Raw genomic sequence first — 13,631 nt, forward strand, 5'->3', positions numbered from 1 at the left:
ACCAGGTCGCCGATGCTGCTGGAAGTTATAGACGCTTCAAGGCCAGAGAGATGGCCTCGCCCAATGCCCTGACATACGGTGCCGTTACCAGCGTATTGTGCTCGCCGCGCAGCGGGGTGACTTGCAGGCGGTTGCCCTGCAGGTCGCTCCAGCCCAGAGTCGCATCGACACGCTCTTGGTCCTTGGCGGTAAACAGCGATACGTTCACTGCCGTCACAGGGCTGACATAGGCATCGACCGCCTGACGAATGGCATAGGCAACCTTCAGGTGAGTGCGCAATGACGGGGCGTCGATGTCTTTGCCCAGTTCCTGCGGCAACAGGTCGTTGGCCAGGCACAGCGCAAGCATCTGCTCGATCCTGTTGGCAGCGGCATGGGCATCCAGCTCGTTTCTGATGGCCGGTTCGATCCGTTCCGGCAGCCATTCGAGCAGGAATTGCGTTTCGCTGATGGGCTGTTCGGCAGGCGCGGTCTTGTGTACCGAGGTGTCGATAATCCCCAGGAACTCCACCGTTTCGCCCGCAGCAATGGCCTGATGAGCCATTTCATGGGCGATCAGACCACCAGCCGACCAGCCCGCAATGCGGTAAGGCCCCTTGGGCTGCACGGCGCGAATCGCTGTCAGGTAGCTGGCGGCAAGGGCCTGGATCGTGTTCGGGGTCTTTTCCCCGGCGGCGAAACCACTGGCCGCCAGCCCGTAGACCGGCACCTCGACATTCAGCTCCGGTGCCAGATCCCTTGCATATTGCACTTCGCCGCCCAATGGGTGGACCAGGAACAGTGGCCGCTGGCTGCCGCTGCGACGGATAGGCACCAGATTGCTCTGTGCTGCCTGACCAGCCTTCTGGTCCAGAGTCCGGGCGAAACCGGCCACGGTAGGTTCGACAAACAGATCACGGACCGCGATTGCCTTGCCCAGCACCTTGCGCAGCCTTGAGGTCATTTGCACGGCCATCAGCGAGATGCCGCCCAGTTTGAAGAAATCATCGTGGCGACTGATCTGCTCGGTCTTGAACAGCTCTTGCCAGATGCGTGCAATCGCCAGTTCCGTATCGCCTTGCGGGGCCTCATAGGGCAAGGCTTCTGCTTCTTGTGCATCCAGTGCCGAGGCGGGCAGGTGCGGCGCGGACTCGGCACGCACCAGCGCTGGCAACTGCTCCAGCAGCTTGCCGACCGGTTGCCGGGCATCCGCGATCAGATTCTCAAGGTTCAGGGTGAACAGATCGAGAATGTTCTGCACCGTTGCGGTATCGAACAGGTCGCTGGCGTACTGCATGCTGCCGTACAAGCTGCCTTGATCCTCGGTAAGAGACAGCGACAGATCGAACTGGGTCGTGTGGTGAGCACTTTCCAGCGACTCGATCTCAAGGCCCGGCAGCGTCAGCGGTGCTGGCGGGGTGTTGTTGAGGCTGAGCATCACCTGGAACAGCGGGCTGTGGCTCATGCTGCGGGTCGGCTGCAGCGCGCTGACCACCTGCTCGAAAGGCAGATCCTGATGATTGAAGGCTGCCAGAGTCAGGTCTCTGATGCTGACCAGCAACCTGGAAACACTCGTCTCACGCTCAGCCTTGACCCTTAAGGCCAGGGTGTTGGCGAAGAAGCCGATCAGCGGCTCCAGCTCGGTACGCTGCCTGTTGGCGACCGGTGTCCCGACCACCACATCATCCTGGCCGCTGAGGTGAGTCATCAGAGTCGACCAGCCAGCCAGGAGGGTCATGAACAGGGTGGTGCCCTGTGCCTGGCTGAAGGCACGCAACTGTTCGCTCAGCGCTGCGGGCAAAGTGAAGTCGAGGATGCCGCCGGCATAGCTCTGCACGGTTGGGCGAGGCCGGTCGAGTGGCAGGTTCAGCAAGGCGGGTGCGCCTTGCAGGTGCTTGTGCCAGAAGTCGGTCTGGGCCTGCAGGGCTGCACCCTGCAACCACTGCCGTTGCCAGACGGCGTAATCGGCATATTGCAGCGGCAAGGCTGGTAGCGGGTCCTTGTTCCCCTGGCTGTAGGCGCTGTAAAGCACGCTTATCTCGTGGGCCAGAACGCTGTTGGACCAGCCGTCCGAGATGATGTGGTGCAGGGTGATGAACAACACATGCTCATTGTCGCCAGTCTGTACCAGACAGCCTCTGAGCAGCGGCCCGTTGCCGAGATCGAACAGCGTGCCGGCATTGGTTTCGCCCAGTTGCTCGATGGTCCGTTGACGTTCCTCGGCCAGCAACTGACGCAAATCATGCCGCGTCAGCGAGAAGCCACGGTCCGCAGGTGCGATTTTCTGTTCCGGTTGGCCATCGACCAGTGCAAACGAAGTCCGCAGGTTTTCATGGCGGGCCACCAGACGGTCAAGGGCGGCCTGCAAGGCATCGGGGTTCAGCTGTCCACTCAGGCGCAGAGCCACAGGCAGGTGGTAGGCGGCACCGGCTGCCGGGTCCAGATGATCGAGGAACCACAAGCGTTGCTGGGAGAACGACAGGGCGAGCTTTTCCTTGCGGTTGGCCAGCGGGATGGTCTGGCTTTGTTCGGACGAAGCCGATTCTACCCTGGCCGCAAGACCGCGCACGGTCGGGGCGTCGAACAGCTCACGCAAGGTCAGCCGGGTGCCGAGCTTGCGGCGCAGCCTGGAGAGCAATTGCACTGCCAGCAGCGAATGGCCGCCCAGTTCCAGGAAGCCATCGTTACGGCCGACTCGCTCCACATGCAGCAAGTCCTGCCAGATTTTGGCAATGGCTTCTTCCACCTCGCCCTGTGGTGCCTCATAGGCACGGCTGGCAAGCGATTCCTGGCCCGGAGCGGGCAGGGCGCGGCGGTCGAGCTTGCCGTTGGCGGTCAGTGGCATGGATTCCAGTTGCACGAAGGCGCTGGGCACCATGTATTCCGGCAGGCGCTTGAGCAGCAAGGCGCGCAGTTCCTCGGCAGAAGTCGGTTCGCCACAGATATAGGCCACCAATCGGCTGCTGCTGGCTTCGCCCGGGTTGTCCTCACGGGCAATCACTACTGCTTCACGTACTGCCGGAGAGGTCAGCAGCGCGCTTTCGATCTCGCCCAGTTCGATACGGAAGCCCCGGATCTTGACCTGGAAGTCGTTGCGTCCTGCGTATTCCAGGCTGCCGTCAGCTTTCCAGCGGCCAAGGTCGCCGGTCTTGTACAAGCGAGCCTGTTGATTACTGGAGAACGGATTGCTGAAGAAGCGCTCGGCGGTCATTTGCGGGTTGTTCAGATAACCACGGGCCACACCGGCACCGCCGATATGCAGTTCTCCGGTCACACCCACCGGCACCGGCTGGCCACGCTTGTCGAGTACCAGCACCTGCATGTTGGACAGCGGCTTGCCGATGCTCGGGCGCTCGCCCAGTTCGCTGATCAAGCCCAAAGAGGCATCGACCGTGCATTCGGTCGGGCCGTACATATTGTAGAAATGGATGTTCCGGCTCTGGCGCAGCTTGTCCCAGGTCACGGCATTCAGGGCTTCGCCACCCAGCAGGACGCTGATCGGCTGGTAGCTGTGACGTTCCAACAGACCTGCTGCTAGCAAGGTATCGAGCTGCGACGGCGTAGAGTCGAAGGCGTGGACTTGATGCTTTTCAAGGAAATCCAGCAGTTCATGACCGCTGGCCCGGATCAGCGGTGGAATGATGATCAGGCGATGGCCGAAGAACAGTTGCGCGATGCCCTTGATGGACATGTCGAAGTAGAAGCCAGCATTGAGCGCGATATTGGCCTGTGGTGGGCAATGGGCATGTGTGGTCTGCGCCATGACGTGGCTGAAGTTGAACACCGAGCGGTGTTCGACCATCACGCCCTTGGACTGCCCGGTTGAGCCTGAGGTGTAGATCACATAGGCCAGGTTCTCGGCGGTCAGGCCGATGCTGGCAGGGTCGATGTTCCTGTCGTATTGCGAGTCGTTATCGATCGATTCAAGGTCATGCTCATCGAGCAGTATCAGCATCGGACGGTTGGGCTCGGCAGGCAGGTGAGCGACCAGAGCCTGCTGGCAGAGCAATGCCTGAGCGTCGCTGTCCTTGAGGATAAAGGCGATACGGTCAGTCGGGTGATCCGGGTCGATGGGCACATAAGCGCCGCCGGCCTTGAACACGGCAAGCAGGGCCACGATCATCTCGATGCCACGTTCTGCGCAGATGGCGACCCGCTGTTCTGGCTGAATGCCGTGGGACAGTAGACGCTGGGCCAACTGATTGGCCCGACGGTTGAGCTGGGCGTAGGTGAGCTGTTGCTGCTCATGCACCAGCGCAATGGCATTTGGCTGAGCCTGAACCTGCTGCTCGAACAGCGTTTGCAAGGGCTGAGGTGTGCCGAAATCACTGGCGGTCTGGTTGAAACCGGCCAGTACCTGTTGGCGCTCAGGCTCGGGCAGAACGTCCAGGGTGCTCGCCAGACGCTGCGGCGATTGCTCCAGGGCTTCGACCAGTACGGCAACCGCCTGGGCGAGGTAATCGGTAATGCGCTGCGGGTCGATGCCGACCACTGTCTGGGAGGTCAGGGAAATCGCGCCGCCTTCGGTTGCTACGGCGATTTCGATCGGGTAGTTGGTGTGGGTTTCCGAGGCGACGAATTCGATGCCTTCCCAGTGGTCCATTTCCTGGATATTGCTGCCGTCGGCAGTGACGATATCGCCATGCCGGCAATTTAGAATGACCGTGAACAGCGGCATCGAGGCATCCACCGCGCTGCAACGCTGGGCCAGGGCCAGTGACGCCTGCTCATGGGTCAGCAGCTCGCTCAATTGCTGATAGGCGTCCTGGACGATATCGCTGACGCTGCTGTTTTCCAGACGAATCCGCATCGGCAGGGTATTGATGAACATGCCCAGTGCCTGATCCGCACCGCTGGCTCCTTGGGAGCGGCCTGACAGCACGGTGCCGAATACCGCGTCGTCGCGCCCGCTGGTGGCTGCGACCACCAGGCCCCATGCCGCATGGAACAGCACGGAATTGGGCACGCCACGGGCCTTGGCCACGCGATGCACCGCCGCGCTGACCTCATCGCTCAGGTAACGGAGCGCCTTGGTATTGCCGGCGCCGTTGCTTTGTACGTTCAGCACGCCATAGGGCGCAGTGGTTTCGTCGACGTCACCCAGCAGTTGCCGGAAATAGGCTTCATGCTCCTCCTGGGAAACCATCGCCGCCTGGGCAATGAAGTTGCGGTAAGGATGCGACGGTGGCAGGTGATGACCCTGGCCATGCACGATGGCGTAGATTTCCGACATGATCAGGCGCAGGGTCACGTTATCGCTGATCAAGTGGTGATCCAGCAGCGCCAGCAGCCATTGCTCCCGGGTCCGGTCCCAGGTCATGTACGCCGCGATCAGCGGGGCCTGTTGCAGATCCAGGCTCAGGGTCTGGGTGTCGGTGTGCTCATGGAGCATCTGCAACGGATCGGCAGCCTGACTGCTGTCGAGCACATTCACCGGCAGCGTTGCCTGGCGCTGCACGATCTGCACCGGTTTCGGCAGGCCGGACCAGCGCAGGGCCGTGCGCAGGATGTCATGGCGATTGATCACGCTTTGCAGCGCCGCCAGAAACTCGTCCAGACGCTCGCGTTGTTTGAATTTCACGACAGTACGCATCAGGTACGCATCGCCCTGGCCCTGCAACAGGTGGTGGAAGAGAATCCCTTCCTGCAGCGACGAAAGCGGGTAGATGTCCTGCACATTGCCGGCACCACCCGGTACGTCAGCCACAATCTGCTCGATTTCCGCCTGAGTGAGCGTGACCAGCGGCAGCATGTCCGGGGTGATTTCCGTGCAGCCGTCAGGAATCAGATTTGGCGGAATTGCGGTGCTGGCAAGCTCGGTATCCGTAGACAGCACTGCGGCCATGGCCTTGAGTGTCGGTGCGGCAAAGACGCTGCGCACATCCAGCACGATTCCGCCCTGGCGCAGGCGCTCGATCAGGCTGATTACCAGGAACGAATGCCCGCCCAGCTCGAAGAAGTGATCTTCGCGCCCCACACGCTCGATACCCAAGAGTTCCTGCCAGGCCGACGCCAGGGCAATTTCCAGCGTGCCTTGAGGCGCTTCGTACTCGCGGGTTGCCGTTGCAGTGCGATCCGGCGCGGGCAGTGCGTTGCGATCCAGCTTGCCGTTGGTGGTCAGCGGCCATGCCGACAGGGGCATGAAAGCGCTCGGGATCATATGCTCGGCCAGGGTACTGGCCAGTTGCGAACGCAGGGCCGACGACTCCAGCGTCGCCTGTTCATGGGCGATCAGGTAAGCCACCAGACGTTTGTCACCGGGCGCATCTTCGCGCACGATCACCACGGCTTCACGCACGCCGTCGCAGGCTTGCAGACGGGCTTCGATCTCGCCCAGTTCGATACGGAAACCGCGGATCTTGATCTGTGAGTCGTTGCGGCCCACATAGACGATTCCGCCATCGGCCCGATAGCGCGCCACATCGCCTGTGCGATAGAGGCGTGCTTCAGGGCTGCTGGCAAACGGATCGGCGATGAAACGCTCTGAGTTGAGTTCAGGACGGTTCAGGTAGTGGCGAGCGACGCCTGCGCCGCCAATATAGATTTCGCCTTCGACACCGACCGGCACCGGCTGCCCGAAGGCATCCAGAATGCGCAGGCACAGGTCCTGCAGCGGTTCGCCGATCAGGCCGTTATCACCTGCATCGATTTCCGCCTGGCTGACGGCATGAAAGGTGGCATGTACGGTTATTTCGGTAATCCCGTACATGTTTACCAGTCGGGTGCGGGTCAGCGGCGTGTTCTGTGTCCATGCACGCAGGGTACGAACGTCCAGGGCTTCGCCGCCGAAAATCACTTCCTTGAGGCTGTGTGCTTCGTCGCTGCGCCCGGCGGCTTCGATGAACTGGCGGAAGGCGCTCGGCGTCTGGTTCAGCACGCTGACCCGCTCACGGCAGACCAGTGCATGGAAGTCACCCGGCGAGCGTGCCAGTTCGGTGGGCACGATCACCAGCTTGCCGCCGTAGATCAAGGCTCCCCAGATCTCCCAGACCGAGAAGTCGAAGGCGAAGGAGTGGAACAGCGTCCAGACATCGTCACTGCCGAAACTGAAGCTGGCCTGTGTGGCATCGAACAGTCGCGCCACATTGCCGTGTTCCACCAGCACACCTTTGGGCAGCCCGGTAGAGCCGGAGGTGTAAATCACGTAAGCGAGGTGCTGCGGACCAAGGTCCGGGGCCGGATTGCGGTCCAGGGTGGCGTCGGCTGCCGTGTCACTGTCGGTTTGCGGGTTCAGCTCGATCAGCGCAATGTCGGGACGGGCGCCCAGTGCATCCAGGCTGGCGGGCTGGGCCAGCAGGGCAACTGGCTGGCTGTCCTCCAGCAGATAAGTCAGGCGCGCCTGCGGATAGGCTGGGTCCAGCGGGACGTAAGCGGCACCGGCTTTCAGCACGCCGAGAATGGCGCACAGCATGTCCACGCCACGTTCGGCGAGAATACCGACCCGATCATCGGGCTTGACGTTCAGGTCGAGCAGTTGCCCGGCAATGCGGTTGGCCCGACGGTTGAGTTCCTGGTAGCTGACCTGACGTTCGGCGAATTGCAGCGCAATGGCGTGCGGCTGTTGCTCCGCCATTTGCTCGAAACGCTGATGAATCAGGGTATGAGTGCCGAAACTCGCCACAGGAGGGCGCAGTGACGGATGCGCTTCTCGCTGGGCAGGCGTCAGCAGCGGCAATGCCATGACCGGTTGTTCGCTTTCACGGACAAAGGCTTCCAGCAGTACCTGGAAGGATTGGGCGAAGCGCTCCACGGTTGCACGATCAAACAGGTCGGTGGCGTATTGAATGGCACCGCCCAGCGTTCCGGCGTTTTCCGCCAGCGACAGCATCAGGTCGAACTGCGAGGTTTCCTGAGCCTGATTCAGGGCTGTCAGGGTCAGGCCCGGCAAGTTCAGCGGGCCATCGTCCGGGGTGTTGTTCAAGGACAGTGCAACCTGACACAACGGGTTATGGCTCAGGGAACGGGGCGGTTGCAGGGCTTCGATCACATGCTCGAAAGGTACTTCCTGGCGTTCATGGACCGCCAGCAGTGTGTCCCGGACCTGCGCCAGCAGTTGCGCGACGCTCGGGCTGTCCTGCAATTGCACCCGCACCGGCAGCGTGTTGACGAAAAAGCCGATCAGGGATTCGACCTGCGCGTTGCCACGGTTGGCAGTCGGCACGCCGATCACCACATCGCGCTCGTTGCCCAGCCGCGCCATCAGCACCGACCAGGCGCTGAGCAGGACCATGAACAGCGTGACGTCGTGTTGCTTGCAGCAGCGTTCCACCTGAGCGAGCAGTTGCGGGCTCAATGCCAGTGGCACGTCGGCACCGCGATAGCTTTGCAGCGCAGGCCTCGGGCGGTCTGCTGGCAGGGTCAGGAGTGTCGGCGCGCCACTCAGGTGCTCGCGCCATTGCTCAAGCTGGTTGACCAGTTGCGGGCCTGAAAGGGTTTCACGCTGCCAGGCGGCATAGTCGGCGTACTGGATCGTCAGTGGTTCGAGCGATGGGGTATTGCCGTTGGCAAAGGCTTCATAAAGCTGCGCGAACTCCTTGACCAGCACACCCACGGACCAGCCATCGGAGATGATGTGGTGCTGGGTGATATGCAGGCGATATTCGTCATCGGCCAGACGCACCAGGCTGCCGCGAATCAGCGGGCCGTGTTGCAAATCGAACGGCGCTGCCGCTTCGCGCTGGGCGATACGTGCCGCGCTGGATTGTGCCTCCTCGAAAGGCAGGGCACGCAGGTCGTGTTCGGTCAGGCTGAAGCCGCTGTCGGTGGCGGCAATCACCTGAACCGGCTGTTCACCGATACGCTTGAAGGTGGTGCGCAGCCCTTCGTGACGTGCCACCAGATGATCCAGTGCAGCTTTCAAGGCCTGAGTGTTCAGGTCGCCGCGCAATTGCAGGGACGCCGGCATGTGATAAGCGATGCTGGCATTGGGGTCCAGTTGATCGAGGAACCACAGGCGCTGTTGAGAGAAGGACAGGACCAGTGGGGACTCACGGTCCACGGGCTGAATCTCTGCAACTGTGGTCTGTTCCAGCGCACCGATGACCCTGGCCAGTTCTTCGACGGTAGGATGGCTGAACAGCTCACGCAGCATCAGTTCGCCGCCCAGCACCTGACGGACACGTGACACCAGTTGCGCGGCCAGCAGCGAGTGGCCACCCAGCTCGAAGAAGCCGTCACGACGCCCCACACGCTCAACGCCCAGCAGTTCCTGATAAATCTGCGCCAGTGCCTGTTCGGTGGTGCCCTGTGGCGCTTCATAGCCGCGCTCGGACATGGAATCTACGCCAGCAGCGGGCAGGGCATCCTGATCCAGTTTACCGTTGGCGGTCAGTGGGTAAGCGTTCAGGCTGACAAAGGCGCTGGGCACCATATAGTCCGGCAAGGTCGCGCCCAATTGCTTGCGCAGGGCCGCCACTTCAATCACGGCTCCCGGCTCGGGAATCAGGTAGGCGATCAGGCGTTTGCCCTGACGGGCATCGTCGCGGGCCAGTACGCGCACTTCATGCACGCCTTCGCAGGCCAGCAACTTGGCCTCGATCTCGCCCAGTTCGATACGGAAGCCACGAATCTTGACCTGAGCGTCCATGCGGCCCAGGTGTACGATCTCGCCATTGCTCAGCAATTTGCCCAGGTCACCCGAGCGATACAGGCGCTCACCGGGGCGCAGCGGGTCGTCGATGAAACGCTCGGCAGTGAGTTGCGGACGATTCAGGTAGCCGCGCCCGACCCCAAGGCCACCGACACAGATTTCCCCCGGTACGCCCACCGGCAGCAGACGCTGTTTGCCATCCATGACGTAGGTCACGGTGGTCGGGATCGGCCGTCCCACATTGGAAATGCCGGCGTTGATGTCATCGGCCTTGATGTGCTTGAAGGTCACATGCACGCAGGTTTCGGTGATGCCGTACATATTGATCAGCGCCACCTCGGGGAAGGCGTCATGGAACGCCCCCAGGCGGTTCACCTCCAGGCTTTCGCCGCCAAAGATCACATATTTCAATGCGTGCAGAGCGGTTTCCTTGCGTCCCAGCGCGGCTTCGCTCAAGGGCAGGAAGGCCGAGGGAGTCTGGTTGAGGACCGTGACCTGCTCGCGTTTGAGGAAGTCGAGGAACAGCGCCGGATCACGGCGCTCGGGTTCCGGCACCAGCACCAGACGCCCGCCGTGCAGCAAGGCTCCGAACATTTCCCATACCGAGAAATCGAAGGCGTTGGAGTGGAACAGTGTCCAGACATCGTCGCTGCCGAAGCTGAAAGGGCTGCGGCTGTTGTGCAGCAGGCGCACCACGTTGCGGTGTTCCAGCAGAGTGCCTTTGGGTTGGCCGGTGGAGCCCGAGGTGTAGATCACGTAGCACAAGTGGCCCGGCGCCGTCAGGTTGTCCAGGTTTGTGGCGGTGATGCGCTCTCCGTTCGTCGAGGCGGGATCGAAGACTTCAAGATCCTGGTCTGCCAGGGATGCAGCTGTCTCTGCCCGTGCGATGATCTTGCGCGCGCCGCTGTCTTTCAGAATGTAGGCCATGCGGTCGGCAGGCGAGGCCGGGTCGATGGGGACATAGGCTGCTCCGGCCTTGAGCACGGCCAGGGTGCTGACAATCATGTCCAGCGAGCGGTCCAGCAGGATCGCGATCAATTCCTGCGCGACGACTCCGCTGGCACGCAGGCGATGAGCCAGGCGGTTGGCCCGCTCATTGAGGGCCTTATAGGTGAGCTGACCCTCGCTACTGTTGACTGCAATATGTTCCGGTGTGGCCAGCACCTGCGCCTCGAACAGTTGGTGCAGTGTTGCATCCGTCGGGTAAGCGGCTTCGGTGTCGTTCCAATGCAAGGCCTGAAGGAGTTTTTCCTGTTCATCCAGCAGCGGGATGTCATCCACCGGTTGTTCGGCATCTTCAGCAAAAGCATCCAGCAGGCGCACGAAATGCTGCATCAGTTGCGCGATGAAGTCCTGATCGAAGAAGTCGGCGTTGTAGGTCATATGACCCTGCCACTGCGCTTCGCTGGCGACGATCAACAGATGCAGGTCGTTCTTGCCGTAACCCAGGTTGGTTTCCAGGGTACGCACTCCAAGGCCTGCAACCTGATCAGGCGTCTGGCGAGCCTGCTCGAAGTTGAACAGCACATCAAACAGCGCGGTGCGGCTCATGTCCTTGTCGGGGTTGATGGCCAGCACCAGTTGGTCGAACTGCATGTAGCGGTGTTTGTGGGCCTGAGCCAGTTTTGTCGAGGTCTGGGTCAGCAAGCCTTGCAGCGAGGTGTTTTCATCGCAGGCACCGCGCAGCACCAGCAGGTTGCCGACCGGGCCGACCATGTCCTGCAAGGCCACGTCTTCGCGGCAGGCAGCGGTGGTGCCGATCACCAGTTCGTCGTGCCCGGCATAGCGACGCAGCAGGGCGGTGAATGCACTCAGGGCCAGGCTTTGGCTGGAAACGCCAGCGCGGCGCGCAACGGCTTCGATAGCCTTGACCTGCCTGGCCGTGAGGGCAAAGGCATGGGTGGCCGGTGTAAATACGTGAACCGCTGCGCGAGGACGGTTTAGAGGCAGCTCCATGGGCTGAAGCTTGCCGCGCAGTTGGTAGGCCCAGAACGAACGCAGGGATTCACGGGTGGCGGCAGGCAACTGACGCTGCCATTGGGCGAAATCGCGATAGGCCACTGGCAGTTCCGGAAGCTGCGGTTCGCGCTCCGAGCAGGCCGCGTCATACAGCTCCAGCAAGTCGCGCTTGATGATCTGCATCGAGGCCCGATCGGCCAACAGGTGGTGAACGGTAATGGCCAGCACGGCCTCTTGAGTACCGTCTTGTACCAGCGTCGCCCGCACCAGACCGCCACCGTCCATATGCAGCGGCTGTGTCGCATCTTCCAGTGCAACGGCGGTGCATTGACCGGTTGCGGCTTGCAGACAGTTCAGGGGCAGTGCGGCGTTCTTTTCAAAACGCTGCCAGGCCCTGGCGCCATCGCTGAGCACCCGGCAACGGAGGATTTCATGGCGAGCCATCAAGCCATTGAGGGCCGTTTGCAGCGCGGTGGTATTGATTTCACCACTGAGCTCCAGCAACAGCGGGATATTGTGGTAGATCGGGTTGGCGGCATACAGGTAGCCGGTTTCAAAGGTATCGACGAACCAGATACGTTCCTGGTGCCAGGACAATGGCGTTTCCAGAGCATCGTGGCTGACAGGCTGTACCTGTGGCAGTTCAAGATCCGGGTCCAGGTCCAGCGCGCCGACCCGGGTTTGTGGTGCATCGGTGAAATAGCGCAGTACTCGCTCGAAGCGCCGGGAAAGTCGTTCGATGGTCGAGACGTCGAACAGCGCCGTGGAGTAGGACAGGCTGCACACCAGTTGCTCGCCGCCCTCGTCAATGTGCAGAGACAGATCGTGTTGGGTGTCTTCCTGGCGTGAAGACAGGAATTCCAGCGTCAGGCCCGGCAGGCGCAGTTGTTCTGCGTCATTGCCGGCGTTGGTGTAGAGCATGGTCTGGAAGATCGGGCTGTGGCTGGCACTGCGCGGCGGCTTGAGTGCTTCGACCACAAGGTCGAAAGGCGTGTCCTGATAGCTCGACGATTCCAGCATCAGGTTGCGCACCTGGGCCATGACTTCATCCAGGCTCGGATCAGCCTGCAAACGGACACGCAACGCCAGGGTGTTGGCAAAGAAGCCGATCAGACCTTGTACATCCTGGCGGTCACGATTGGCGGCGACAGTGCCGATCACTACGTCCTGCTGGCCGCTGATGCGGGTCAACAGCACGGCCCAGGCCGCCATCAGGGTCATGAATGGCGTTGCGGCGCGCAACTGGGCAAAGGCACCGATTGCGCGAGACAGCTCCTTGGGCAGAGTGAATTTCAGGGTGCTGCCTTCATGGCTTTGTACTGGCGGGCGAGGCCGGTCAGTGGGAACCGTCAGCAGGACGGGTGCGCCGCTCAGGTGATTACGCCAGAACTCCACATGTTGTGTCTGGAGGTCGCCATTCATGCGTTGACGTTGCCAGGCAGCGTAATCGGCATACTGGATCGACAAGGGCGGCAGCGGGTTCGGCTGGTTGCCGACAAAGGCTTCATAAAGCGCCGAGAACTCCCGGACCAGCACTTCAATGGACCAGCCATCGGAAATGATGTGGTGCTGGGTGATCAGCAGCAGGTGTTCTTCATCGGTCACTTGCAGCAGGCGACCGCGAATCAGCGGCCCTTCCAACAGGTCGAAAGGCTCGGCGGCTTCGGCTTCGCTGATCCGGGTGGCGCTCAGGCGTGCCTGTCCGGGCGACTGCTCACGCAGATCCTGCTCCACCAACACAAAGCCACTGTCGGCAGCGGCGATGACTTGCACCGGTTGCTCGTTTTCTTGCTTGAAGGTCGTGCGCAGGCTTTCGTGACGCGCCACCAGATGGTCGAGTGCGGACTTGAGTGCCGATCTGTCCAGACTGCCCGTCAGGCGCAAGGCCGCAGGCATGTGATAGGCCACGCTGGCGGTGTGATCGAGCTGGTCGAGGAACCACAAGCGTTGCTGGGCGAATGACAGCGGCAGCGCGGCGCTGCGGTCGGCCGCTTCGATTGCATCCTGCGGTGCCCGTTCGGTACGGCTGGCGCCACGTTGCTGGAGCAGGCGCAGCAGGGCGGCGCGTTTCAACTGGTCGAGACTTTCGTTACGGTCGTTCAAT

General features: G+C 61.7%; 1 protein-coding gene. It reads right to left on the minus strand.

The features are described from left to right. Window positions 1–25: 25 nt before the first annotated feature. Entirely contained in the window at window positions 26–13,630 is a 13,605-nt protein-coding gene (locus ACODS3_RS19945) for an amino acid adenylation domain-containing protein (RefSeq protein ID WP_489035894.1), read from the minus strand. Window position 13,631 lies beyond the last annotated feature (1 nt).

Source organism: Pseudomonas sp. FG43 (assembly GCF_057809175.1).